The sequence below is a fragment of the Arenicella xantha genome (assembly GCF_003315245.1).
GTDB classification, from domain to species: Bacteria; Pseudomonadota; Gammaproteobacteria; order Arenicellales; family Arenicellaceae; genus Arenicella; species Arenicella xantha.
The window spans coordinates 142,319-168,249 of sequence record NZ_QNRT01000004.1 but is presented as its reverse complement, the minus strand read 5'-3'; the positions used below and the strand labels follow the sequence as shown (position 1 = coordinate 168,249).

The window sequence follows — 25,931 nt, the reverse complement described above, 5'->3', positions numbered from 1 at the left end:
ATCCGTGCATGTTAGAGCTATTACTTCTTACCGTTACCGGAATTGCCACCGGCTTCCTAAATGTCATGGCTGGCGGCGGCTCTATGCTGTCCGTGCCAGTGATGATTTTCTTGGGAGTTCCTGGCACCGTTGCCAACGGCACTAATCGCATTGCTATTCTGCCGCAGAACATCTCAGCTGTGTGGGCATTTTACCGCAAGGGAATTTCGAACTTTCGACTTAGCCTGACTTTGGGCTTATGCACGATTCCAGGTACCTTAATCGGTGCGTCACTGGCATCTCGAATTCCCAACGACCAATTCAATACACTGTTAGCCATCGTCATGGTTATTGTGTTGATCGTCATGTCGCTACCGCAACCCAAAACCATCAGCGTTAACGACTCGCCGTCGCGCAATCGACTCATAGCTGGACACGCCTTAATGGTTTTAATTGGATTTTGGGGCGGCTTAATCCATATCGGCGTCGGCTTTTTGCTCATGCCTATACTCAACCGAGTTATGCAACTGGATTTAGTTACCACCAATGCGCATAAAGTATTTATTGTGTTGTGCTACACGGTGGTCGCCTTGAGCGTATTTGCGGCACAACTTGAGCTGGCGTGGATGTACGGTATTGCACTCGGCATCGGCACTTGGATCGGTGCGTGGTTAGCCGCTAACATGCAAATTAAACAGGGTATCGGTCCGATCAAGATAACCCTGAACATCGTGATCGTCGCATTCATCATTAAGCTGCTATTTTTCTAATGACTTCAGACCTACTGGCCTTCGATCAAGCGCACATTTGGCACCCTTACACATCCGCCACCGCGCCACTGCCAACACAACTGGTTACCAGTGCCGAAGGAGTTCGCTTAAAATTGGCCGATGGGCGAGAGCTTATCGATGGCATGGCATCTTGGTGGTGTGCAATTCATGGCTACAACCATCCAGATATCAATGCAGCGCTCCACACTCAGCTAAGCGCAATGTCCCACGTCATGTTCGGCGGCATTACCCATGAACCAGCAATTACGCTATGCAAAACGCTGATCGACATCACGCCGGAAGCGCTCCAGCACGTGTTCCTAGCAGACTCAGGATCGATTAGCGTCGAAGTCGCGATCAAAATGGCACTGCAATACTGGCAAGCCACTGGCCAAACCAAGAAGCGTAAATTATTATCGCTACGCGGTGGTTATCACGGCGATACATTTGCCGCCATGTCCGTCTGCGATCCAGATACCGGCATGCACCACTTATTCAACCAAGCCGTTACCCCCCAGTTTTTCACTGAGCGCCCCAGTAGTCGATTTGAGACTCCCTTTTCAGCCGCAAGCTTGGCCGATCTAGAAGCCGTTTTTGCTCAACATCATGCCGATATCGCCGCCATTATTTTGGAGCCAATCGTGCAAGGCGCCGGCGGAATGTGGCTGTACCATCCTGACTACCTTAAGCGTGTCAGGCAACTGTGTGATCACTACCATGTATTGTTAATAGCCGATGAAATTGCTACCGGATTTGGCCGTACTGGAAAATTATTTGCGTGCGAATGGGCCGAAATAACGCCCGACATACTGTGCGTTGGCAAAGCCTTAACCGGAGGATATATGACGCTCGCGGCAACGCTAACGTCGTCGAAAATAGCGCAAGGCATTTCGCAAAATGGCGGTGTTTTTATGCACGGTCCAACCTTTATGGGTAATCCACTAGCCTGCGCTGCCGCCAACGCCAGTCTAAAGCTGTTATTGAACCAAGACTGGGCTGCCCAAGTAAAACGCCTAGAACGTACTTTAAAGGACCAATTGATGCCAGCACAGCAGCTGAGTACAGTCGCCGATGTGCGTGTGTTAGGCGGTATTGGCATAATCGAAATGGTTGAGCCTATTGACCCGGTTACCGCCCAAGCATTTTTTGTAGCACGGGGCGTATGGGTACGCCCGTTTGGAAAACTACTTTACGTGATGCCGCCGTTTATTATGTCCGACGCTGACCTGACTACCGTTTGCCAAGCCATGCTCGACTTCGCACAACACGGCGCGGCCTAACAACAAGCCTAACCGTGCGTTTTGACAAGATTCGCTAGCGCTTTTTTTTCAACTCGCTAAAGTAATCTACGTCAGTCGGTAAGCCCAATACATGACGCCGAACCAAGTCCATCGCAATAGCGGATGCAGTGCGCTGAAAGGCTAGACGCTGCGTAGGAAAATAGAACTTACGAGCTTGAATTTGACCCACCTCTCCCCACGCCATCCAAACCGTTCCAACTGGCTTGTCGGGCGAACCACCATCTGGGCCGGCAATCCCCGATATCGCTAAGGCAATATCGGCTCCGGAACGGCTCAGTGCACCAGCAACCATCTCAGTTACCACTTGCTCACTAACCGCGCCGAACTCGTCTAACGCTTCCAGTGACACACCGAGGTCTCGGTGTTTCGCTGCATTAGAATACGTCACATAGCCGGCCTGGAACACACTTGAAGCACCGGCTTCACTGGTAATCCCAGCAGCAATCAAGCCACCAGTACACGATTCAGCCGTGCTCAACACTAAGCGTTTTTCCATCAATGCGGCATTCAACGCTTGGCTTAAGCGCACGTCATCATAACCAATCACATAGTCAGAAAAGTGATCAATAAATTTTTTTGTCCAGGTTTCGTTTAGCACTCGAGCATCCTCACTCAAGGTTGCTAACTTCACCTCGATCACGGGCATTTGCACACGAAATCCTAAATCTACTTCGGGCGGCCAATCTGGAAAGACTTCATTAACCGTATCCTGCAAACCCGATTCCGTGATACCAAACACCCGAATGCGTGTAATATCGCTTACTGTTGTGATTGCGCCATGTGCGCGGATTAGTGGCAACAAATGATTCTCAACCATCGGTTTGAGCTCACTTGGTACGCCGGGCGTACACATAATCAAACACCCATTGTATTCGCACCGAAACCCAACAGCCGAGCCCTTGGGATTATCAATGATGTCACAAACCGCAGGCAATTCAGCTTGTTTTAGGTTGGATTCGGTTATCACAAAACCACGTCGCTGCGCCCATTCGTCCAGCTTCTCAAAAGCTTGCGCATTGCGCGCTAAAGGCGAACCGACCGCCATCGATAGCGCTTGCGCCGTCAGATCATCTACCGTTGGCCCAAGACCACCGTTTACAATAAGCACGTCGGTGACAGCTGATAACTCCTGAATCGACTTCACGAGCAGTGTCAAATCGTCACCTACCACGGTTTTGATAAAAGGAACTAAATTGATATCCTTCAACGACTGCGCAATATAGGCCGAGTTAGAGTCGACCGTGTCACCAGTCATCAACTCATTACCAGTAAGTAAAAGTGAAACCTTCATAAAGTTATGCTCACGCGTGGGGAGTGTTAGGTTAATAGTCTAGAGTTTGACTGCTGTGTGATCGTACTGCAAGCATCAATCGAGACTCACCCTTGTGATGCCTAATTCGAAGGCGTTACACTACGGCCTTATATTAACAAGCTGTCGACTCGGACCTACCGAAAGATGAAAAAAGCCCTATTCACTCTAATTTTACTGTCATTTACCTACGGGCTAATCGAGTTAACGGCGTATGCTGCTTACCGCATCAAATTTGGTGATTACAATATAGCGTCACTGCAATCGGCGAAACTTGAAGCCGCCCAAGCTAAAGATAAGAGCGCCGTATTCGTACCCGCGAATGCCGAGCAAAATAACGTTATTCAGACACCGATATTACATCCCTATGTCGGCTTCTCGATCGACGGCAAAAGGATTGACCCCAATTGCAAGTCATCTGACAAAACTCAATGCGCCTCACGAATCAAGGTCGATACTGATCGGCCACTAGCAAAACGTTCAGATAAAACAGCCGTAGTCGGGGTACTGGGCGGCTCTTTTGCAGATGGCACAGTACGTGGAGGTAGTAAGCGCTATTTTGACAAAGTTATGCGCTCAATCCCCGAATTTGAAGGTAAAGAAGTGGTCGTCTATAACATGGCTATGGGCGCATACAAGCAGCCACAGCAATTAATGCAACTGGCTTACTACTTATCGTTAGGCGCCGAATTTGACGTCATCATCAATCTCGATGGATTTAATGAAATGGCCGCAAGCTATTATGGTTGGCGCGACGCAGGGCTGCATCCGGCCTTCCCGAAATCATGGAACCACCGCGTCAGCTCATCACTGACAAAAGCAGGTTTGCGGGCCTATAGCCATAAGTTTCAACTTCTTGAGAGTCGTTCTGGTCTAGCCGAGTGGACTAGCACCTTCCCCGTTCGCTGGAGCCCGATGATAAATTTTTTATGGCGAATCATGGACCCAGGCTACATAGATAGAATAGCTAAAGCCGATGCCGAAATTGATCAATTGTTTAATCCTTCAGACAAGAACCGCGACTTCGCCTATGAGGCACTTGGTCCAGACTTTGATCTCGAATCAGCGGAAGCGGTAGCAGAGTACGCTGCTAAGATTTGGGTAGACAGCTCGTTGGCCATGCGCGACTTAGCTGAAGGGAATGGCGCGCGCTACTATCATTTCTTGCAACCCAATCAGTATATTGATGGCGCCAAGCTATTCAATCCGGCCGAAAAGGCCATCGCTATTCTCCCCAAGGGCGGATACGGAAATGTGTACCGACAAACTTTCCCGATCCTAATCAAAGAGAGCCAAAGGCTTATTCAGCAAAATATACACTTCTATGACTTAACGTATATGTTTAAAGACATCCCGGACACCTTATACGTCGACAACTGCTGTCACCTCAACCCTAAGGGCTACGACATTGTGGTCAGAGAAATCGCCAAAACAGTCAAGGCCGATTACTATCCTTTAAAACCTTGATTTGATGTGTTCAAAGGGGCTTCGCGATAACCGAAAAACGGTCGCTCTACATACGAATAGCTTATGAGCGACATGAGGTAGGTCATAGCGAACGCCAGCACCACTAATGTCCATGATCGAGGATCAGTTTCGCTAATACCTAATACGGCGGTCAACAGATGATTTGCCATCTGCATGCCTAGCCCATGTAGCAGGTAAAAGCTAAAACCCACCACACCAACTGAACGGAACAGCGGGTTTGCTATAAGTAACCGCAACCATGTGTGTGACAGACGCAGAATGAGAATAATAAGTAGCAAGCTCACCACACACTTGCCATAGAACGATGCAATAAATGGACGAATAAAAGCTGGCGGCGCAACCGGTGCCGACCACGCTATAGCAAGCACTAACGCTGCCAACACCACACATGCCAGCAAGTTCGGCCAACGATCAGTCCACATCAATTTACCAAAACCAAAATGTAAGTAGGCGCCAGCCACACCGAGGAGAAACGCGTATAGATAAAACTCCTTAAAATAGCGCCCATTGTAGAACGGTTGCCAATCCGACATAGTTTGCAGCCACAAATAGGAAGCGGCGCACAACACCACGACAGGCAGTAATTTGTTGACTCGAAACAATCCTGTGGTCAGCAACAACACCAGTGGTAGCAGCATATAAAAGGCAAAGATCTGAGTCATTGGCCACAAGTGACCACTAGCCTCAACAAAAAGAAAATTCCTAGCCGCTGTATCAAACTCCATTGTCAGCACGTAGCTAATAAAGATAAATGTGTAATACATCGGCAAAATACGCTTAATTCGTTTTACCAAGTAGCTTTCAACTTTTTGCCAATCAAATATTTGACTAGGATTTAGCACAAACGGTTTAGACAGCAAGAACCCGCTAATCACAAATAGAATTGCGATCCCCATATTAACGGCTTCAAAGCCCGGCGCGGCGTGACTAAATAACACTAATAAGGCGGCAAGACCACGTATACCATTGATGCTGTCAAACTCGGCTTGAGTCGAAATCTTGCGACCTAGCGACATATCCCTGAACGCTGGAATATCGCTCCAACGGTGATTACGTGCAACCAACCAAACAATAAAAGACAAGAACAAGGCGGGAAAAACTGACCAATACCATTCTGCCCGAGGCAACGCTTGAATACTCTCCAACTCAGCCGTTAACTGCGATCGATCCGAGTTTTCTTTTAGTTGAATATATGAATTTCGACCACCGAAAAAGCTGTCGCTAGCGAAGAACGAGGGTAATTGAGCTTTCGAAATCACTGTGAAATCTGAAAATGGTTGCTCAATTTGAATATTATAGAGATTCACCACAGACTTTCCTGGCGGTGTGTTTACCTTGTCCAATGAGAATGCCAAAGTGAATCGTTTTACTGGCGCATTTATGCGTTCGGTGCTGACGCGCTGCTTATCCCTTAATGGTCGATCCGCAAGGGCGATTTCCTGACGCACCACGCCGCCAAAATAATTCTCAAACTCAAGAGTTACCACGGCACCTACTGGGAACTTTCCTTCTAGGACAACGCGGCCTACCGTTGCGGAAAAGTACCACGTAAGAATCGAATAGGTAGCGACAAACGTTCCCACAATTAAGATGTAAGCGGTTTTCGACAATTTTTGGTTAAGCTCGTTCATAGGTTGCGAGTCTAATTCTTAAAGGCGAGATTATAAACAAGCAAAACGCCGAACACCTATATAGACAACGAATAAGCTTAAGCTTCTACACATTTATTACCGCTATACGAATCTCGATGGCACAAAGTTGATCATTCAGGTAAACTCAGCTGAGTACTAGTAATAGCAACTATCTGACTCTCGACTCGAACAATAATTACAACGTAACCCACCTAAATTAAAGTACTTATGAAGCTAACTATCTCATTGGCACTCGTATTGACTGCCTGCCTACTTTTTACGAATTCTACAAAAGCCGCATTCCCACAAGATTTTAGCGATGTGGTTTTCATTGAAGCTCCCTATGTCAAAGACTGGCCAATTGGCTCTCGACTTAACGTCGATATCAGCGGCGGCAACATCAACCTTCGATACGACCGCGCTAACAGTTGGCCTGCAGTACGTCCAAACTCTCTAGGCGGCGCCGCAGTCAATGCAAACGCGTGGGGTTTCGTCAAACTAGGTGGAGTCTGGCACGCGGGAACATGGGAGTACTTACGTCCTGGGCAAATCACTAAAAAGACCACGGCATTTGGCGGTTGTTGTCATTTCCGTTCACCAATTAATAACTTTAACAAAGTGAATGGTGAAATCTATGGCTTTATGGTTGCCGGTGTAACACGTGACACATCGGGTGGTATCAATGTAGCGCAACGCACTAATGTCGAGCTATACCGTTGGGGCTCTGGCGTTGTTCCATACGATCCAGGCAACCCTGGCGGCGTAACAGAACAAGAACCTGTTGTCCCATCAGCCGCAATTAATCTACTGCTCGCACCTGAAGAAGTTACTGGAGCCGAGTAGATATACACAGTTGTAACAAAGTAAAAAAAGCACAGCCTAATGGCTGTGCTTTTTTTTGCCAAATCAACTCTCAGCCATAAAAACTAAAGACTCTCAGTCTGAAAGCAACAAACTTATTACCGGAACAACATTAAAACTCGCTTCCGGATCAATAATGTTTTTCAAATATTGATCAAACCAAGTCTCAGCAATAACCAGATACCCATGATCATTTGGGTGTACGCGTATCAATTCACCGGTTAAGGAGCTGATTTCTTGCGGAATAAGAGTACGCCAACCGCCAGATTGAGCGACAAAGCGGGCGTAATGATTAATCAATGGCACGCCTTCATCACTCGCAGCACCGCTAACCGCTGAATTATACGGCTCTATCGCTCGGTCATCTCGTGGCGTTAACGTTCCGAGCGCAGGCGTATAACCTACTTGCCTGGCTCGCTGTATCATCTGCCGCAGATTAAAGCGCGTTGTAGATGTACTAATACTAGAATTAAAATCATTAGTGCCATACATAATCAGCACATGGTAGGCCTTTGCGGCATAACTGCCTTTGGTGCTGCTCAAATTCGACTGAATTCGTGACACACCATTATCCGTATCACTTCCACCCCAACCCCAGTTGGCAACAATTACATCGCGATCTTCATTATTTGCATCAAAAACCGGCGAATTATAAATAGTTGTCGGGCAGCTTTGCGGTGGTTCAATTGGATCCAGGTTTTGAAGTAGGTTCGTCAAATAAATGGTTGGACAACCACGCGTGATAGTTCCGTTTCCCTGCCTATCAGTCTCGCTATTATAGTTCGCATTAATTCCCGTGGTTGTGCTATCACCGAACAAAACAATCACAGTGGGGTCGTCAGCTGCGGCAAGCGCAGCTGTAGACTGAACGCCGACCAAGGCAGCGACTATGCCCGCGATTACTGAGCGAGGTTTGCGTCGTTTTTTCAGGACTGGTAAATAATTAGGAAAAGCTATCTTCGACATAAATAGAGAGTAAGTAAATACTGTATAAGCTAATTTGTCATGCCCAACCGCACAACCTGCACTAAACGATTGCGAGGTATATGCAACATGCTGGACGCGTTAACCGGTAAAAAATTTGCTACGGGTAGCTCCGACACATTGACTTCGGCATCTTTGCTAAGCGGGAGTTTATAGCTACTTTTGCTAGAACTATCAAGTTCAAATACCGACTTTGCGACAACGTAATCACCGATATCTAAGTTGAACGTCTTCCAGGTAAGCTCGATATCACCATCTTGATTTAGTTCCGCAGACGGGTAGTAATCAGGTACTTCGTTTTCAGTATGAACGCGACGCGGAGCAGAACTCGCACCAGCAGAGTCAATTTCGGCTAAGTAAATATCATCCATACCACTAACATTGGAAGCCCAAAACACCCAAAATTTCCCAGTCAAATCAACCACTGCCGTCGCGCCAGTATTCTCTTTACCCAAATCACTCAAGACTTGGGGAGACTGCCAGTACTTGGCGCCCACCGGCTTGAGACTTGCAAGCAACTTCAACTCAGTCTTGCTCTGCTCACTCCACACCAACAGCGAGTCGCCGTCAAAGTTACTGATCAGTACAGCACCTGCCAGCGGATTTTTGTTTTGATATACGGAAATTGGATCAGCCCATTCGTCGCCCACTAGGTTAGACACCATAATCTGGTAGTGGCCAGGAGATGGCTCTACCCATACCACCTGAGCATTAACTGGCTGCGGCAGCGTATCCTCGGCCGCCAACAACGTGCTTGGCATGATTAATAACAATAGAAGTGAGAAGCGCAACATCATTAGTGAGTCCGTGTTTGAGATAGCCATTCTCTAGCCGAATTTTGCATTCTTGTACGTTCCCATAACAAGCGGAATCGGCTGCCCCGTTTCTGCTGCCACAAGACCGACGCGCGCACCGCCGCCAACAGTAACGCTCTGATTTGCGGAGGAATGACTGAGTTCTGTAAGTGTCCAGCCTCACCTTGAATAATGACCTGCGGTTGCATGGTACTAACATGCTTTTGATAAACGGCCGAACAGGCTTCGACTAAATCGTCACCGCTGTAGCTAGAAAGTCGTTCCACATCACTCCCAAAATCAGCAAATTTTTGCGTATTTCGATACAGTTGTGCTTGTAATTGCATTATCGAAACGACGTAACGCAACAGCTCAACATCTGGCACCTGTGCTGAATTAAAAATGCCCCCGGCCATCAACGCCAGCCCGGTTCGAACGCCCTCAACCCCGCCGAATACAGACTGAGTATTCACCGCGTCTAATACCAACACAGACTGCAAGCTGGCCTGCATATCCTGCTCATCACAGTGCCCGGTTCGGGCTAACTGCTGAACAAGCTTGCACGCCTGTAAAACACCGGACAAGGCAATCGTTCGTTCATCTAAAAGGGTCATTGAATCTCTCTTCTTGCTCCGCTTTCACGCAGCACATTCTGGTAAAACATTAATTCACGACCAAGCGCATCTATATTGTTAGCAACTTGTCGAAAACCATGCGCTTCATCGGCGTATTCTACATATTCATGCCATAAACCAACACGATCTAACACATTAATAATTTCTTGCGCTACGGTTGGCGGCACAATTTTATCGAGGCTACCTTGGAACACGATCATGGCGCTTTCTAAACTAGGCAGCTGATGAATTGGTGAACGTTGATAATATCGACTCTCCGATACGGTTTTGGGACGTGTGGCATACGCCTCTCCAACCAAACGGTCAGTGTAGTATTTTTCAAACTTATGGGTTTGAGCTGCCAACGTCTCTAAATTTCCGATTCCGTAATAACACGCACCGGCTTTAAAGAAGCCTGGGTATTCGGTTAGCGCCCGCAACACGGCATAGCCGCCAGCACTCTTTCCACGAATACATAAACGCTTACCATCAACCTTATTTTGCGCAACCAACATGTTAACACCGTCAATGATATCGCTTATATCGAGATCGCCCCAGTGACCATAAAGTGCATCGCGAAAATTGCGACCATAGCCGGAACTACCTCGGTGATTCACGTCGAAGACCGCAAACCCACGTGACGTCCAAAATTGCTTTTGAATGTCAAAATGTCCGTAGGCACGTGCGGTTGGACCTCCATGCACCATAACAATCAGGGGCGGCTTCGCAATGGAGTTGGTCTTGGCAGCATATTCGGAGTTACAAGGAGCATAGTAAAACCCATACGCCACACCGCCATCACGAGTCTTAAAGCTCAAGTGCTCTGGAATACTGCATTCGATCTCAGGCTCTGAGTTCGACACATACGATTGTCGAATCACTTCACGATTTTGAATTTCAAACGTCACGACTTGTGGACTACTTGCTTGCCCAAGCTGAAGTGCCGTCATTTTTCCCTGCCCGTCACTCGCAAGGTACTGAATCGTCGCGGCTTCCCACGCCACCGGCTTAACGCTCAGGTCACGCAAACCAATCGAAAACAACACATCGCTTTCTGGCGTGCTACCAACCGCGATCAAGGTATCTGCGTCAAATTGAACGATTCGTTGATCACCATATTGCCAATGCGGATAACCAAACTCAAACGCCTCCTGACTGACACGACTCACTTGATTGCTACGAGGCTCAAGCGCATAGATATTCCAAAAATTATTGCGCCAAGTGTCAAGTGCGAAATCGGCTGAAAAAAACAGCCTACCATCCGATGCAAACAGCAACTGGCATACACAGGCCGTGGGCGCCAATTCAACGCGCTGCGCATCGACCAAGCGAACACCACCGGCGTCATGCGCTAAATTCGCTACCCATAATTCAGTTTCATCCCATGGCATATTGGGATGATTCCATTGAACCCACGCGATTCGCTGTTGGTCATGACTGACCACCAAATTACTGTAAAAATCGGCACCTACTTGAAGCGGCACCGGTGCTTTGTCACTACCGTCAATACAAGCCAAAAACATGGTGTTCTGACTAAGCTCCTCATCGGCTTCATCCGACTCGGCTTCTTGCTCAACAATGGCTAGATACACAGCGCCAACACGATTCACATCAGTGTACATATAGCGAGGTCGCGTGGATGACTTAATAGTCACGCGTTGCGGCGGAGTCGCGCCCTTATCGCTCACCGAAACCTTATATAGGCATTGGTCACTATCATTACAAAACAACACATCCGCACCAAACACCCAGAACGGTTTACCACCGTATTCATTGACTCGGGTACGTAGGCTAAACGGCTGTGGAGTAAGGCAGTGATGTTCATCGCCCGCCAACAGCATTAAAGCCAATCGGCTTTTTTGCTGTTTAATAGAACTTAAGTAAAGTAAATCACCTGAGCCATCTTGAACGATGTGTGGGTAGCTAAAAGAATCGCCGCTTGAAAATACTTTTTCTAGGGAAATAGGCGATTCCCAATCAAGAAAATCCAGCACAATAACTACTCGTCGACAATTTTGTCGCGCCAGACAATTCGGCTCTGCAAATCGATATTATTGTCTTCATAAAAACCTTTATGAACCTCAAATGCAGCAACCACGGGTCCAGTTGGCCCATATAACGGCCGCTTTTTCGATGCCAGCACATATGGCGTCATTGCATGCAGCGAATCAATAGCACCCGTACCGTCAATAAAAGCGATATCAATCGGCGCAACCACATTGTGCATATGAAATTGCGGCGTCACAGCATGATTGAATACAAACAGTATTGGCATTGCTTTGATGGTTGATTCGCACACTCGCTGAAAACCCGCTGCTCGTGTAGCGTTATTATTGGCGAGTTTGGCAGTAACAATTTTACGGGTATCGTCAGATCGAATCAGCTCGACTTCGATCACAGGCATCGCCCTAAGTTTAGCGTTATCTAACTCACATTTCGAGACTTCTGCGATAGCAGTGCCGCTAACAATGAACCACGAAAACAGCAACGCTACCGATAAAATATTCTTACACATTAGACACTGAATCCCGCATTATCGATTGAATTTGTTCGGCTAACTGCAACGCTCTTAAACCTTGCAGACCAGTCACCATCGGCATGGCTAACCCTTGAGCTACTTCAATGAAGTGCGCCAACTCCACTTGTAAGGGTTGCTCGGTTTCGAACTTTATATGGTCCACTTCTAGGCCAGCAAAACGGCCATCAGCAGGTGTTTCGCCTTTGGTCACGATGTCCAGCTCTTGATCCATCAAATTAATGCCATAGTAGCCTTCCGGCCCAAACACGCGAAAACGCCGAAAGCGCTTGTTCGACACACGGCTTGCGGTGATATTAGCAACCGCACCACCCGGAAACGATAAGCGCACATTCGCTAAATCAACGTGGTCAGTTATTACCGATGCACCAATAGCTTGAACATCATTTGGTTCTTCGTCGACCAACGACAACACCAAATCCAGGTCGTGAATCATTAAGTCCGTGATTACGTCAACGTCGGTTGCCCGCTCGACAAACGTTCCTAAGCGGTGAACTTCAATATACTTGGGTTCTGCAACTTGATTAACCACCTCGCGCAATGCCGGATTGTAGCGTTCCAAATGACCAATTAAAAATGGCGCTTCATTCTGTGCCGCTAAATCTACCAGCTTGCGTGCTTCGTCAACGGTGGCAGCAATCGGCTTCTCCATGAGCGTGGCAATACCGGCTTCTAAAAATGGTTGCGCAACGTCATAGTGCAACGATGTCGGCACCACGATACTCACGGCATCCACTCGGTCAATCAGATCCAGATAATTGGTCGTAACGTCACACTGGTATTGCTTGCCCAGTGCGGTCACCGCCTCTAGGTTAGTATCGGCCAGCATGACCAACTCGACATTGTCCATTTGGTGGTAAATCTTTGCGTGTATCTGTCCGAGATAACCAACTCCGACCACGCCAACCTTGGTTTTTTGTGTCATAACCTTTTTGGGTAGATTGATAACGTTCTAAGTCCGAAGACGATTATACGTCAAATTTGCACAGATTAACCTCTACCACTCAGTTAACTTATGCTTTTCCGTTTCCGTCGCCTCAGATCAAAAATACTTTTTGGTGTAAACTCTGCATCACTGAGCAACCGACCTTTCCTAATCGCCGTATAGGCTCACACAATTTTGGCAAACATTATTTTATTAAACTTATCTGGAGATGACCGAATTGGCCTGTCTTCTGACTTCTATGCGGTAATCAGCGAAGTCGACGTGAGAATCTTAGATATCGGTCAATCGGTAATTCATGACCAGGTGTCGCAAGGCATGATGCTGCAGCTACCCGACACTCAGGATCCAGAGGCCATTAAAAGTGCATTAAAACATCATGCCAAACGGCTAAAACTGAAAGTTAAGATTCGAGATGTAAGCGAAGCAGCTTACAGCCGCTGGGTCGAACAGCAAGGCGCCGATCGCTATACCCTAACGTTGCTAGCACGAGAAGTATCAGCCGAAGAAATTGCTCGAGTCACGCAAGTAACCGCCGAACAAGGACTGAATATCCACGATATTGTGCGCTTAAGCGGTCGCGTGCCGCTCGACCGCCCAATTAGTAACGAGGTCAAATCCTGCATTGAATTTTCTGTGCAAGGAGAACCGAAAAACCCAGCTCAAATGCGCGCCAGCTTTCTTAAAATAGCCGCGGAGCTTGATGTGGATATCGCGATTCAACGGGATGACGCGTTTAGAAGAAATCGCCGACTAGTCTGTTTTGACATGGACTCAACATTAATCAGCACCGAAGTCATTGATGAGCTGGCCAAACACGCTGGCGTGGGCGAGCAAGTTGCCGCAATCACTGAGCGAGCGATGCGTGGCGAACTTGATTTCACAGAGAGTTTCACTCAACGCATGGCATTACTTGAAGGCCTAAGTGAAAACGTTTTAGCGGAAATTGCAACAAACCTCCCGCTCATGGAAGGCGCTAAAACGCTAATCAGCAATTTGCGCGCTTATGGCTATAAAACCGCGATCCTGTCGGGCGGCTTTAGCTACTTCGGCAATCACTTAAAACAAATGCTGGGTATCGACCATGTCTATGCGAACACGCTCGAAATCGTCGATGGAAAGCTCACCGGGCGAGTCATTCACCCAGTTGTCGATGCCAAACGTAAGGCGCTACTACTGAAAAAAATCGCCCATGAAGAAGGCTTGGACCCCCAGCAAACCATTGCAGTTGGTGATGGCGCCAATGATTTACTCATGCTTAGTGAAGCTGGATTAGGCATTGCATTTCGCGCCAAACCCCTGGTTCGTGAATCCGCTAAACAGTCATTATCAACTCACGGCTTAGATGGAATCTTGTACCTACTAGGATTCAAAGAGCAGGACATCAAGCGCGCCGATTAGCGCATAACAACGATCGCCGGTGTTAGTGTCTGAGCATCATTCTCACGCTTAGACACTGACAACTTAGGCTCGACAACTTAGGGCTCGGCAAATTAGGATTCGGTCAACTCGACCTCTAGATTGTCTATCAGGCGCGCTTTACCAAGCTGCGCCGCCGCTAACACTACTAGTTTAGTGTCGCCTCGCTTAGCTGGCTGCAAATCGGATTGGCGACAGACCGTGATGTACTGAGGAGAAAAACCCTTGCTAAGCAACTCAGCCTTGGCCTCCGACTCGATTTCACGCAACCACTTCTTCGACGGAATCGCCCCTTTATCCTGCATGCGAACAGCCATTTCATTTAGTATTTTCGCCAGCAAAGGTGCCGCGCGCAGCTCGGCAGCAGTTAAATAACCATTGCGCGACGACAAGGCTAAACCGTCATCAGCGCGAATCGTATCAACACCTACAACTTGTATTGGATAAGCCAGATCTTCCACCATACGGCGAATAATCGTGAGCTGCTGATAGTCCTTCTTGCCAAACACCGCGATGTCCGGCTGCACCATATTGAACAAGCGACTCACTACGGTGGTGACACCATAAAAATGCTCAGGTCGATCCTTGCCACAATACAAATCACCGATCTTTGGCACATACACCACGGTTTGCTCTTCCAAAGCACTCGGGTACATGGTCGTGAGCTCAGGCAGAAACAATAAATCCGCGCCTAATTCCGCTAAGCTTCTGGCGTCTTCTTCGGGCGTCGCAGGATAATTGTCTAAATCCTCGTTAGCTCCAAACTGCGTTGGATTCACAAAAATACTCACAACCACAAACTCAGCACGTTGTTTGGCTTGGCGAACTAACTCCAGATGCCCCTCGTGCAAATTGCCCATGGTTGGTACGAATCCAATGGTTTTTCGTTCTTTACGCGCGGCAGAAACCGCGGCGCGCAACGATGACACTCTCTCTACTTTGTTCACGCCTAACTCCTCAGCAACAATAATCCTGTTGCAGCATTTAACTACATAGTCGCCAAAAACCTAACTAAAACTGTGTTCAAGCGCAGGAAAGTCACGGTCTTTTACTTCCTTGATATAACGCTCAATAGCAGCCTCAATTGATGCGCTACCGTACATGAAATTTTTACAGAACTTGGGGCTTTTTTTCGGGTAGATACCAATCATGTCTTGCAACACCAGTACCTGCCCATCGCAATCAACGCCCGCGCCAATTCCGATCGTCGGAATGCTCAAACGCTCACTAATTTGTTTAGCCAATGCCGCTGGAACCGCCTCAAGTACCACCGCAAAGGCACCAGCCTGCTCTACTTTAACAGCATCGTCGATCAACTGTTGAGCCGCGTCGCCTCGCCCCTGCACTTTAAAGCCACCAAGTTGGTGAACTGATTGCGGAGTTAGTCCTATGTGCGCACACACCGCAATACCTCGCTCAACCAAGAACCTTATTGTTTCTACCTGCAGTTCACCACCTTCTAACTTAATGGTATGCGCGCCGGCTTGCATCAAGGTTACGGCACTCTGATATGCCTGCTCTTTGCTGACTTGATAACTGCCAAACGGAAGGTCGCCAACAATCATACAATTACTCGCACCTCGCGCGACACACGCAGTGTGATAAGCGGCATCCTCAAGCGTTACCGGCACTGGCGTAGCATGCCCTTGCATGACCATGCCTAACGAATCACCTACTAATATGGCATCAATCCCAGCATTATCAATGAGCGATGCAAAGCTGTAGTCGTAGGCTGTTAACCACGTTATTTTATCACCAGCTTGCTTCATCTTTTGCATGGTGGTTACCGTTACTGCCATAACATTCTCCAATAATTACTGATTAAAACCATCAATTAAACAACAGGTTAAACGACAAGCGGATTAAAAAAATGTTTGCCCGCATCAATTCGATCAATATGCCTGAGTAACGCATTATAGTGCGACTCGTTATCAATTGGATTAATCTCAGCCGCATTAACGATCAATAGTGGAGTTTCCGAGTACCGATGGAAATACGTTGTATATGCATCACTCAAACGCTGCAAATAGCTTACTTCGATATCTTGCTCATACTTTATGCGACGCTTTTTAATGCGTTGTTGCAGTACATTTACTGGCGCTTGTAGATAGACCATTAAATCCGGCACTGGCGCGTCAATGGCTAGATTTCGATAGACCTGCTGATACAGTCGAAACTCATCATCATCTAATGTGAGCTGCGCAAAAATAGGATCCTTTTCCAACATAAAGTCGGCCACACGTCCAGGCGCGAACATGTCTTCTTGCTTCACCTCAGACAACTGCCGAACGCGTTGAAACAGAAAAAACAGCTGCGTTGGCAGTGCAAATCGCTTTGGAGACTTGTAAAACCGTTGTAGAAACGGATTTTCGTTAGGCTTTTCAAGTAACAGCGATGAGCCCAAGGTCTCGGACAACTTTCGCGTTAAACTTGATTTACCAACACCGATAGGTCCCTCCACGACTATATATTTACTCGAAGTGGTTTCGGCTACTTGCGGAGCCTCTATAGACTCATCAATTTCATTCAGATTCACAATTACGGCTTGTCAGACAGGTACAATGGGGCAAGTATAAATAACTTTAATTCTGACCGCGCCGCTTTTTCGCGTATCATTAACTAACCCGAACAACATCAATACCTTACCATGAAAAATATTCTTTTGTTGATCACTACGATCACGGCACTCAGCCTGAATGTGGCAGCACACGCTGACACGCCGAGCTTCACCTATGTAGGACTTGAATATGTCGCTTCCGGTAATCTTGACGTCACCGATGGCAACACCACGGTCAATCTCGACCTTGACGGATTCGCGCTAACGGGCAGCCTTGAGCTAGGCATCTTCTTCTTGCAACTTAGTCGCTTTGAACTTGAAAGCGATGAAATACTGGGTGGCAATATCGATGACAACATCTCATCTGCGGCATTTGGTATGACATTCGAGCTACCTCAGACGCAAGTTTATGGCCTGATTCGTGCCCGTCGTGATGAACTATCACTTCGAGCCGGCGGATTTGAAGAAGACGAAGACCTTGGTTATGTCGGGGCCGAAGCGGGCGTACGCATTAACTTAACCGACCGTTTTGAAATCAATGCACATATTGGCAAACCCGTAGAGGAAGGTAACGCATACGGCGTCGGAGCACAGTTTTTTGTTACTGACAACGTCGGCATTACGCTTGATTTTCGAAAACTTGAAGCCGAAGACGATGAAATCAAGGGCTCCTTCGATACTACGTCGCTAGGGGTAAGAGTCAGCTTCTAAAGCTGATTGGTAATGACTATGACGGATCTTGAAAAAGCGGCGACTGTGGATACACAAAACGAACCAGCCCCCAAACCAGCCGGCGCGCGCAGTGTATTTGTTGACTTAATTGTCTGCGTCATCGTGCCCACATTGATCCTCAAGCAGCTAAGCGGTGCCGAGATGCTTGGCCCAACTTATGCTTTAATTGCCGCACTCAGCTTGCCTGCCGCGGTCGGTTTGTGGGGCTTTATATCTGAAAAAAAAATTGGCTTTGTGCCGGCCTTAGGATTCATCAGCATTTTACTCACGGGTAGCATCGGTATTCTGAAACTACCCAAAGAGTACATAGCATATAAAGAAGCGCTTATTCCTGGTGTCATCGCAATCGCAACAATTTTGTCGACTTATACAAAGAAACCATTGGTGCGCTTATTCTTGTTCAACGACGCGTTTTTAGACACAGACAAGGTAGACCAACGTTTACTCGAAAATGGACGTAAGCCAGAGTTCGACCGAATGCTGAGAAATGCCACTTGGTTGCTGGCAAGTAGCTTCGTTCTATCAGCGGTCCTGAACTTTGTATTAGCCAAATCGATCGTGGTCAGCGAATCGGGAACTGATGCATTCAACAGCGAACTGGGAACTATGAACCTTTACAGTTATCCAGTGATCGTGGTTCCCTGCATGATCATCACGATTTGCGCATTGTTCTACGTTTTCAAGAACGTTTCTAAACTTACCGGTTACCAGCTTGACGACCTGGTCCGTCAGTAGCGCCTGTTGTGCATAATAAGTTGTGTGAATAGCGCCACTTATTGTGAACATAAGTAGTGCTGTTGCTAAGGCTATAGCATTGTGATCATTGCTTAAAACGGTTACATTAGCGGGCTATTCAGCTTCTGCAATTGCACCCAATGTCTGACTCGCACGCGCCTCGAAAAATTCTTATTACAAATGCCCTCCCCTATGCCAACGGGCCACTACACCTTGGTCACATGGTGGGCTTTATGCAGGCCGATTTTTGGGCCAGATTCCAAAAATTACGTGGCCACCAGGTTACCTTTGTTGGCGGCGACGACCAGCATGGCACGCCAATTATGCTCGGCGCAGAAAAACAAGGCTTGTCTGCCCAGCAACTGATCGATCAGATAGAAGCACAACACAAAGAGTCGCTCGCTGGGTTTCATATACACCTAGATAACTATACCGGCACGCACCATCCTGAAAATAAACGGCTCAGTCAAGAAATTTATCGCCGCATCAGAGATGCCGGGCACATTGATGTACGCGTTATCAAACAAGCCTACGACGAAGAAAAAAGCATGTTTTTGCCAGATCGTTATGTCAAAGGAACTTGCCCCAAATGCAAAAGCCCGGACCAGTACGGTGACAATTGTGAAGTGTGCGGTACTACCTACGACACCACTGACTTAATTGACCCCTATTCAGTGCTGTCGGGCAAACCACCAGTCGAACGCGAAAGCGAACATTACTTTTTCAAGGTAAGTGATTTTCAACAAATGCTTAACGCTTGGAAAAGCTCAGATGCGCTCCAACCAGAAATCGCCAATAAGCTCGGCGAATGGTTTGAAAACGGCCTGATCGACTGGGATATTAGTCGCGATGCACCTTATTGGGGCTTTGAGATACCCGACGCACCGGGTAAATATTTTTACGTATGGCTGGACGCTCCTATTGGATATATGGCCAGCCATAAACTCGCCTGTGATGCCAATGGTGATAATTGGGACAGCTATTGGCTGCCCGACAGTGAAGCAGAGCTCTATCACTTTATCGGCAAAGATATCGTGCGCTTTCATACTTTATTCTGGCCCGCATTGCTTCAAGCCGCGGACTTCAGGATTCCAAATGGCGTTTTCGTACACGGTTTTTTGACCGTCGACGGTGCCAAAATGTCGAAGACTCGTGGCACCTTTGTGATGGCTGAAACATACCTCAATCATCTCAACCCGGAATACCTGCGCTACTACTTCGCTGCCAAGCTAGGTAATAATGTTGTCGATATGGACCTCAACCTCGATGACTTTAGCGCGCGAGTCAACTCCGACGTGGTGGGGAAAATGGTTAACATTGCATCACGTTGCGCGGGTTTTATAAGCAAACGGTTTGATGGTCAACTAGCCGCACAAACTGCCGCCCCCGAACTTCAGCAAGCGTTTGCCGATGCCTCAGAAGCGATTGCGGCTCGCTATGAAAAGCGCGAATTCTCACAAGCGATGCGCGACATCATGGCTCTAGCGGATACCGCTAATCAGTTCATCGATGAACACAAACCTTGGGTTTTAATTAAAGACGAATCCAAGCTAGATGAAGTCCAGCAGGTATGCACGGCTGGAATCAATGCGTTTCGCTCGCTATGCATTTACCTAAAGCCAATTTTGCCGAGCTTAGTTGAACGCGCAGAAGATTTTTTAAATATCGAACCCTTAATGTGGAGCGATCTGCAGTCACCGCTGCTGAACCACCGCATCAACAAATTTACTCCGCTCATGACCCGAGTAGAAAAAGACTCCGTTGACAAAATGATTGAAGAAAGCAAAGAAAACCTAGCGCCAACCATCGATCCAAATTCACCATTAGCATTGGATCCGATTTCGGCAGAAGTTAATTACGACGAATTCGCCAAAGTCGACCTGCGCATTGCCAAGATTGTTGCGGCGCAACACGTTGAAGGGGCTGACAAGTTATTGCAACTAACCTTAGATCTAGGTGGTGAAACACGAAATGTGTTCGCTGGAATCAAGTCGGCATACCAACCGGAACAACTGGAAGGAAAGCTCACCGTCATGGTGGCAAACCTAGCGCCACGAAAGATGCGTTTTGGTATTTCAGAAGGCATGGTGCTAGCCGCCGGGCCCGGTGGCTCCGAATTGTTTGTGCTGAGCCCAGATGACGGCGCACAACCAGGAATGCGCGTTAAATAGGCTGTAGCCGATTTCCAATGCAACGCGACCAGAAAATCAAAGCTATCGACGAATGGCTACCGCAAACTCAATGCACGCAGTGTAGTTATCCGCGCTGCCACGACTATGCTGTGGCGATTGCCGATGGCGAGGCTGATATCAATCAATGCCCGCCCGGTGGTGACGTCACCATTCGCGGCTTAGCCAGCCTATTGGGCCGTATTGGTAAACCACTGAACCCAAAGTTTGGTATCCATAAGCCTAAACAGCTTGCGGTAATCGACGAAGCCATTTGCATCGGCTGCGTTATGTGCATCAAAGCCTGCCCAACCGACGCTATATTGGGTTCGGCTAAAGTAATGCACACAGTGATTGAACGCGACTGTACTGGCTGTGAATTATGTATTGAGCCCTGCCCTGTGGATTGTATTGACATGGTTGACCAGCCCCAACAACCCGACTTCACTTGGCGATGGGACGATTATTCTCCTGACGCAACAGCGCGTGCTCGCGCTCAAACCAATGCGAAACTTGCCAGAGAATCCGCCCGCACACAAGCCAAAAGCTCGCTAGCCAAGCTCAAAGAGTTGCGCAAAGAAAAAGGTAGCGAGCAAATAAAGCACGACATCGCAGCGGCACTGGCGCGAGTCAAACAACGCAGCGAATAAGCAGCAGTCAATGAATAAACAAAAGCGCCACGAAATATTTAGCCGATTTCGCGCCGAGAACCCTTCGCCAAAAACAGAGTTAGCCTATAGCTCTAACTTCGAACTGCTTATTTCGGTGATCTTGTCGGCTCAAGCTACCGACGTTGGTGTGAATAAAGCGACTGCAAAACTCTACCCCGTTGCGAATACACCTGAAGCCATTTACGCCCTAGGCGTAGACGGGTTGAGCCAGTACATCAAAACCATTGGGCTGTACAATAGTAAAGCTAAGAACGTAATTGCGGCATGTAAGCTATTAATCGATGAGCACAACAGCGAAGTTCCCGACGACCGCTCAGCACTCGAAGCACTACCCGGGGTTGGGCGTAAGACGGCAAATGTTGTACTCAACACCGCATTTGGGCATCCGACCATGGCGGTCGACACACATATATTCAGAGTATCGAACCGGACGCGGATCGCTCCCGGAAAAACCGTGTTAGCGGTGGAAAAAGCCCTGTTGAAATTTATTCCCGAGGAGTTCTTAGTCGATGCACACCACTGGTTAATCCTACACGGGCGATATACCTGCATCGCTCGTAAGCCGCGCTGCGGGTCCTGCATCATCAGTGACCTATGCGAATACAATAAGAAGATAATTGATGAGTAAGCCCTCCATAGTATCAACTGGTGTGAGCTATGGTGCCTTCGCGACAGACGATCACGCGCGCAAGGCGGTGCAACAAGCCATCGCCAAGATGCCTGCCTGTACCATCGGCAGCGTGCTATTATTTTTGAGTAATGGCTATGCGTTCGAGCCACAAGAAGCCATCAAACAAGCCGCTAAAGCAGCAGGAACTCCGCAAGTATTCGGATGCTGCGCAGTTGGCCTGCTAACCGAGGATGACTGGATTCTAGATGCGGAAGGCGCTGTGGCAATGGTATTCCCACAAGCAATGGGGCTCTCGCCACTACATTTACTACAACAACAAGGTGTGCCGCCTGAACTAGTGCTCACCTTAGCCACGCCCAATACGGCCACCATCGCAGTAAACTCAAGCGACATACCGCAATTCGGCGCAGTGACTACCGATGAATATGGACACGGCCCATACTCGGTCTGGCAAAGCGGTCGCATTGTTGAACGCGAGTTCATTCAGTGCGGATTTAATCAGCAATTTAATGCCGAGCTAATCGTCTGCCCAGGGGTCAAGCTCCTGTCGCCCGTCATGCAAATTAATCGCTCTGAAGAGCACAGCGTTTACGAAATTGACCTCCAAGCGGCAAGTGACAACCTGCTCAAATACATTAACGATGCAGAACCAAATGACTACTTTGGCTTACTATGCTTGGTGTCCGAAACCAGCTCTGCGAGCGATATTACTCAAGGCCAATACAGACTTCACCACGTAATTTCGGTAGATCGAGACGCACAGCTCGTGCGGTTATCTGGTTCGGCGCGAGCCGGTAGACACATGGCTTGGGCGACGCGTGACGCCAACGCCGCCCTACAATCTGTACAAACCCAACTGCATGCGTCCCAACAACGACAGAGTAAACAACCAGATTTTGGTTTGATCTTTCCTAACGTCGGTCGTGGCGCGGAGTTTTTTGCTGGAGTTGATGCCGATTTACTCGAGTTTAAAAACGCTTTTCCAAACACACCAGCTATTGGCTTCTACAGCAATGCCGAAATCGCTCCAGGACAACAATTTGCTGGGCTGATTCGACACTATTCAACGGTGATGGCGCTATTTAGAACACAGTGACACTAGCGAGCGACTTCAACTTTGCCGAATGATATAGTCATCCGAGTCGGTCCTAGATTAAGGCTCACAGTCACTCAGGCTTCATCAATGACACTAAATTACACGCTTTGTAAATGAACAATACCCTTCAAGAAATCAACATTCGAGTGGAAGACGGCAAGTTCGTGCCTGATGATATCGACTTAGATAGCCAGATCAATATTCCGACGACTGGACCACACTTCCACTCAGTATTAAATCAACATGCCTTAGGACTTACCCATGAGCGTCCTCAAGAGTTACAAATCAATCTCGGAAAATTGTGCAATCTAGCATGCCATCACTGCCACGTGGATGCGGGGCCGAAGCGCACTGAGATAATGACTTGGGAGGTCATGCAAAAAATTCTAGTGTGGGCCGCCGAAGCTAACATTAGCAAAGTAGACTTAACCGGCGGCGCACCTGAATTAAACCCTCATTTTCGTCAGTTTTGTACTGAATTGCTCAGCATGGGTATTCAAATCACGTCACGATGCAATATCACTGTGCTGTTTGAACCAGGACAAGAAGACTTGGCTCAATGGTATGCAGATAACCGTGTACGACTCGTTTGCTCGTTACCGTGTTACACCGAAGATAACGTCGATGCCCAACGCGGTAAGGGTGTGTTTGATAAAAGCATCGCCGGCCTGCAGCTATTAAACCGAATGGGTTACGGTCATGATCAAGACTTGAGCCTAGATTTAGTCTACAACCCTGGCGGCGCATTCTTACCACCACCACAAGCTAGTCTAGAGCAAGATTACCGTCAGATGTTATGGGACAATTTCGAAATCACCTTTTCTAAGCTACTTGCCATCACCAACATTCCTATTAATCGCTTTGCACACGCCTTAAAACGAGATGGCGAGCTAGAAGACTATCAACATCTACTAGTCAGTAACTTCAATGCCGCCACCGTTGATCAATTAATGTGTCGGTATCTGATTAATTTGGATTGGGAGGGCCGGGTCTATGACTGCGACTTCAATCAAATGCTGGAGATCCCAATGAATGGTGGAGCCAATCGTCACCTATGGGAACTCGACGTCAATGACGTGCCTGGCAGTCCGATTGCTACGAATCGCCATTGCTTTGGCTGTACCGCCGGCGCAGGCAGCAGTTGTGGCGGCGTATTGGCCGACTAAGCGTTGGTAAAACACCTAGCCACCACAGCCTTGACGACGACGAGCATTTCCAGCGCATTCGGCATAAGCGTGCTCATGCCAGTGCATAATGCTGGCGCATATCTAAGGCCCGCCGTACAAAGTATTCTGGCTCAACAGGATGTTTTACTCGAACTAATTCTAATCGACGATAACTCGACCGATACGGCCATCCAGTCACTGCCTAACGATGAGCGGCTCAAGATCATACAATCACCGGGCCGCGGCATCGTCACAGCATTGAATTTCGGTCTTGAGCAAGCTCGCCACCCATTCATTGCGCGAATGGATGGTGACGACATAGCCATGCCGCTACGACTATCTCGGCAGCTAACATATTTATTAGATCACCCGACGGTCGATATCGTCGGTGCCAAAATCGAACTATTCAAAGACTCGGGCGCCGTCGACCGCGGATACGCGCTGTATCAAGACTGGATTAACGCATTATGTGACCCCCTCTCCATTGCTAATAACCTATTCGTCGAAAGCCCGATCCCCCATCCAACCGCCTTTATGCGCCGCTCGGTGTTACAGAATTTAGGTGGCTATAACAACACCGACTGGCCGGAAGACTACGACCTTTGGTGTCGCGCCCATCTAGCAGGGCTGAGATTCGGTAAGCCTGATGGCGACGCGCTACTGCACTGGAGAGATTACGATCAACGGACATCGCGCACCGACCAACGTTACGCAAAGCAGCAATTCATTGACTGCAAGGCACACTATCTTTCAAGGTATTTGAAACTGCAAGGTCATCATCAATGCTCTGTGTGGGGCGCAGGTCCGACCGGCCTAAAGCTGCATGATGGCTTGCTGCAAAACAATGTACACGTGGTGCAATTCGTGGACATCAACCCTAAGCTCAAGAACCGGACTAAACGGCAAAAGCCAATCTACATAATTGGCACTACCCCGAGCGAAAGTGAACTCAGAGCAATTAGCACTCCTTGCTTAATTGCTGTCAGCGCGCGCGGCGCACGTCAACGCATCTACACAGCGCTTAATCAAGCGGGTTTAACCGAGATGCAAGATTTCATTTTAGCGGCTTAGAACAGCCAGCTATTAACACGCAGAGCTTGCGTACAATGTCGACGAGTTAAGCGAACCTAGAATTAAAGCACCAGTCGTGCTTATAGCTTAAGACGTTTTTCCAAGTCTGTGATTATCGACTCCATTTCATCGACCTTGGCACGGGTTTTGGCTAACACCGCTTTTTGTACATCTAACTCTTCACGGGTAACAACGTCGAGGTCACTAATAACATCTTGTATCGCGGCCTTAATGTTTTTTCGCAAATCATCGCTTAAGGAGTCAGGCACCGCGGCTTTAGCGGTTTGCATAATCCGTTGGATGATGTCGGCAGCAGCGTTGGGAATATCATTCATGCGATTGGTACCAGAAATTGGGCGTCTAAAAACAAACTGTTTCGCCGCGTATTGTCGCTCTGTGGCGCAGCGACGTCTAGCGATTTGGGCGAATTAAAATCTGCGTTTTTCGCCGCTGATAGATTGCGAGCAGAATACTC

At 48.0% G+C, this 25,931-nt stretch carries 25 protein-coding genes; 13 read left to right on the top strand and 12 right to left on the bottom strand.

All coding sequences use genetic code 11. The features are described 5' to 3' along the window. The first annotated feature begins 8 nt into the window (after nucleotides 1-8). Both DFR28_RS14405 and bioA read left to right on the top strand, forming a co-directional pair. Nucleotides 9-749: a sulfite exporter TauE/SafE family protein gene (locus tag DFR28_RS14405; RefSeq protein WP_113955079.1), complete on the top strand. Its 741-nt coding sequence runs from the start codon at nucleotides 9-11 to the stop codon at nucleotides 747-749. Then, nucleotides 749-2,029 carry an adenosylmethionine--8-amino-7-oxononanoate transaminase gene (gene bioA / locus DFR28_RS14400; RefSeq protein ID WP_113955078.1) on the top strand — a complete coding sequence of 427 codons (1,281 nt, stop codon included), beginning with the start codon at nucleotides 749-751 and terminating at the stop codon, nucleotides 2,027-2,029. The genes DFR28_RS14405 and bioA overlap by 1 nt, the downstream gene beginning before the upstream one ends. Nucleotides 2,030-2,063: 34 nt before the next feature. On the opposite strand, the gene DFR28_RS14395 is transcribed toward bioA, so the two are convergent. After that, nucleotides 2,064-3,341 carry a CinA family nicotinamide mononucleotide deamidase-related protein gene (locus DFR28_RS14395; RefSeq protein ID WP_113955077.1) on the bottom strand — a complete coding sequence of 426 codons (1,278 nt, stop codon included), beginning with the start codon at nucleotides 3,339-3,341 and terminating at the stop codon, nucleotides 2,064-2,066. A 165-nt stretch (nucleotides 3,342-3,506) separates the two neighbouring features. Here DFR28_RS14395 and DFR28_RS14390 point away from each other — a divergent pair, with 165 nt between their 5' ends. Next, nucleotides 3,507-4,826: an SGNH/GDSL hydrolase family protein gene (locus DFR28_RS14390; protein WP_113955076.1), complete on the top strand. Its 1,320-nt coding sequence runs from the start codon at nucleotides 3,507-3,509 to the stop codon at nucleotides 4,824-4,826. On the opposite strand, the gene DFR28_RS14385 is transcribed toward DFR28_RS14390, so the two are convergent. Continuing rightward, nucleotides 4,808-6,478 (bottom strand): acyltransferase family protein, encoded by a 1,671-nt coding sequence (locus DFR28_RS14385; protein ID WP_113955075.1) that lies wholly within the window; start codon nucleotides 6,476-6,478, stop codon nucleotides 4,808-4,810. The two genes, DFR28_RS14390 and DFR28_RS14385, sit on opposite strands and share 19 nt — an antisense overlap. Before the next feature lie 228 nt (nucleotides 6,479-6,706). Between DFR28_RS14385 and DFR28_RS14380 the strand changes: the two genes are divergently transcribed. Continuing rightward, entirely contained in the window at nucleotides 6,707-7,321 is a 615-nt protein-coding gene (locus tag DFR28_RS14380; RefSeq protein ID WP_113955074.1) for a hypothetical protein, read from the top strand. Between the two features lie 93 nt (nucleotides 7,322-7,414). Here the strand turns inward: DFR28_RS14380 and DFR28_RS14375 are convergent, their stop codons facing one another. Genes DFR28_RS14375 through DFR28_RS14350 form a run of 6 tightly spaced genes read right to left on the bottom strand, consistent with a single transcriptional unit; the run spans nucleotide 7,415 to nucleotide 13,192 of the window. Continuing rightward, on the bottom strand, nucleotides 7,415-8,305 hold the full coding sequence (locus DFR28_RS14375) for an SGNH/GDSL hydrolase family protein (protein WP_113955073.1): 891 nt from the start codon (nucleotides 8,303-8,305) through the stop codon (nucleotides 7,415-7,417). A 29-nt stretch (nucleotides 8,306-8,334) separates the two neighbouring features. Further along, on the bottom strand, nucleotides 8,335-9,147 hold the full coding sequence (locus DFR28_RS14370) for a hypothetical protein (RefSeq protein ID WP_147251027.1): 813 nt from the start codon (nucleotides 9,145-9,147) through the stop codon (nucleotides 8,335-8,337). Further along, entirely contained in the window at nucleotides 9,120-9,731 is a 612-nt protein-coding gene (locus DFR28_RS14365) for a lysogenization protein HflD (RefSeq protein WP_113955071.1), read from the bottom strand. Before DFR28_RS14365 ends, DFR28_RS14370 begins: the two co-directional genes overlap by 28 nt. After that, nucleotides 9,728-11,725 carry an alpha/beta hydrolase family protein gene (locus DFR28_RS14360; protein WP_113955070.1) on the bottom strand — a complete coding sequence of 666 codons (1,998 nt, stop codon included), beginning with the start codon at nucleotides 11,723-11,725 and terminating at the stop codon, nucleotides 9,728-9,730. Before DFR28_RS14360 ends, DFR28_RS14365 begins: the two co-directional genes overlap by 4 nt. A gap of 5 nt (nucleotides 11,726-11,730) precedes the next feature. Beyond that, nucleotides 11,731-12,246 carry a DUF192 domain-containing protein gene (locus DFR28_RS14355; RefSeq protein ID WP_113955069.1) on the bottom strand — a complete coding sequence of 172 codons (516 nt, stop codon included), beginning with the start codon at nucleotides 12,244-12,246 and terminating at the stop codon, nucleotides 11,731-11,733. Next, nucleotides 12,239-13,192 carry a Gfo/Idh/MocA family protein gene (locus DFR28_RS14350; protein ID WP_113955068.1) on the bottom strand — a complete coding sequence of 318 codons (954 nt, stop codon included), beginning with the start codon at nucleotides 13,190-13,192 and terminating at the stop codon, nucleotides 12,239-12,241. The genes DFR28_RS14355 and DFR28_RS14350 overlap by 8 nt, the downstream gene beginning before the upstream one ends. A gap of 195 nt (nucleotides 13,193-13,387) precedes the next feature. Between DFR28_RS14350 and serB the strand changes: the two genes are divergently transcribed. Continuing rightward, nucleotides 13,388-14,611 carry a phosphoserine phosphatase SerB gene (gene serB, locus DFR28_RS14345; RefSeq protein WP_113955067.1) on the top strand — a complete coding sequence of 408 codons (1,224 nt, stop codon included), beginning with the start codon at nucleotides 13,388-13,390 and terminating at the stop codon, nucleotides 14,609-14,611. A 92-nt stretch (nucleotides 14,612-14,703) separates the two neighbouring features. On the opposite strand, the gene panC is transcribed toward serB, so the two are convergent. The 3 genes from panC to DFR28_RS14330 are packed head-to-tail and all read right to left on the bottom strand — an operon-like array spanning nucleotide 14,704 to nucleotide 17,159. Beyond that, the gene (panC, locus tag DFR28_RS14340; protein WP_113955066.1) at nucleotides 14,704-15,576 is read right to left on the bottom strand and encodes a pantoate--beta-alanine ligase; all 873 of its coding nucleotides are present in this window, start codon (nucleotides 15,574-15,576) and stop codon (nucleotides 14,704-14,706) included. Between the two features lie 60 nt (nucleotides 15,577-15,636). Then, nucleotides 15,637-16,428 (bottom strand): 3-methyl-2-oxobutanoate hydroxymethyltransferase, encoded by a 792-nt coding sequence (gene panB / locus DFR28_RS14335; RefSeq protein ID WP_113955065.1) that lies wholly within the window; start codon nucleotides 16,426-16,428, stop codon nucleotides 15,637-15,639. 47 nt (nucleotides 16,429-16,475) lie between these two features. Then, nucleotides 16,476-17,159 (bottom strand): deoxynucleoside kinase, encoded by a 684-nt coding sequence (locus DFR28_RS14330; RefSeq protein ID WP_113955257.1) that lies wholly within the window; start codon nucleotides 17,157-17,159, stop codon nucleotides 16,476-16,478. Between the two features lie 117 nt (nucleotides 17,160-17,276). On the opposite strand from DFR28_RS14330, the gene DFR28_RS14325 reads away from it, so the two are divergent. The 8 genes from DFR28_RS14325 to DFR28_RS14290 all read left to right on the top strand — a co-directional run bounded on the left by DFR28_RS14325 (nucleotide 17,277) and on the right by DFR28_RS14290 (nucleotide 25,456). Then, entirely contained in the window at nucleotides 17,277-17,897 is a 621-nt protein-coding gene (locus DFR28_RS14325) for a hypothetical protein (RefSeq protein WP_113955064.1), read from the top strand. A gap of 18 nt (nucleotides 17,898-17,915) precedes the next feature. Continuing rightward, nucleotides 17,916-18,653 (top strand): VC0807 family protein, encoded by a 738-nt coding sequence (locus tag DFR28_RS14320; protein WP_113955063.1) that lies wholly within the window; start codon nucleotides 17,916-17,918, stop codon nucleotides 18,651-18,653. 140 nt (nucleotides 18,654-18,793) lie between these two features. After that, nucleotides 18,794-20,824, top strand: coding sequence for a methionine--tRNA ligase (gene metG, locus DFR28_RS14315; RefSeq protein WP_113955062.1), 2,031 nt, complete (start codon nucleotides 18,794-18,796; stop codon nucleotides 20,822-20,824). Between the two features lie 17 nt (nucleotides 20,825-20,841). Next, nucleotides 20,842-21,471 carry an RnfABCDGE type electron transport complex subunit B gene (locus DFR28_RS14310; RefSeq protein WP_113955061.1) on the top strand — a complete coding sequence of 210 codons (630 nt, stop codon included), beginning with the start codon at nucleotides 20,842-20,844 and terminating at the stop codon, nucleotides 21,469-21,471. A gap of 10 nt (nucleotides 21,472-21,481) precedes the next feature. Beyond that, nucleotides 21,482-22,120, top strand: a complete 639-nt coding sequence (nth, locus tag DFR28_RS14305) for an endonuclease III (protein WP_113955060.1) — start codon at nucleotides 21,482-21,484, stop codon at nucleotides 22,118-22,120. After that, nucleotides 22,113-23,219 (top strand): FIST N-terminal domain-containing protein, encoded by a 1,107-nt coding sequence (locus DFR28_RS14300; protein WP_113955059.1) that lies wholly within the window; start codon nucleotides 22,113-22,115, stop codon nucleotides 23,217-23,219. The genes nth and DFR28_RS14300 overlap by 8 nt, the downstream gene beginning before the upstream one ends. A 113-nt stretch (nucleotides 23,220-23,332) precedes the next feature. After that, nucleotides 23,333-24,385, top strand: a complete 1,053-nt coding sequence (gene arsS / locus DFR28_RS14295) for an arsenosugar biosynthesis radical SAM (seleno)protein ArsS (protein ID WP_113955058.1) — start codon at nucleotides 23,333-23,335, stop codon at nucleotides 24,383-24,385. A 75-nt stretch (nucleotides 24,386-24,460) separates the two neighbouring features. Beyond that, a complete protein-coding gene (locus DFR28_RS14290; protein ID WP_113955057.1) occupies nucleotides 24,461-25,456 on the top strand; it encodes a glycosyltransferase in 996 nt (331 codons plus the stop codon). Nucleotides 25,457-25,536: 80 nt separating this feature from the next. On the opposite strand, the gene DFR28_RS14285 is transcribed toward DFR28_RS14290, so the two are convergent. Next, a complete protein-coding gene (locus DFR28_RS14285) occupies nucleotides 25,537-25,791 on the bottom strand; it encodes an accessory factor UbiK family protein (RefSeq protein ID WP_113955056.1) in 255 nt (84 codons plus the stop codon). Nucleotides 25,792-25,931 lie beyond the last annotated feature (140 nt).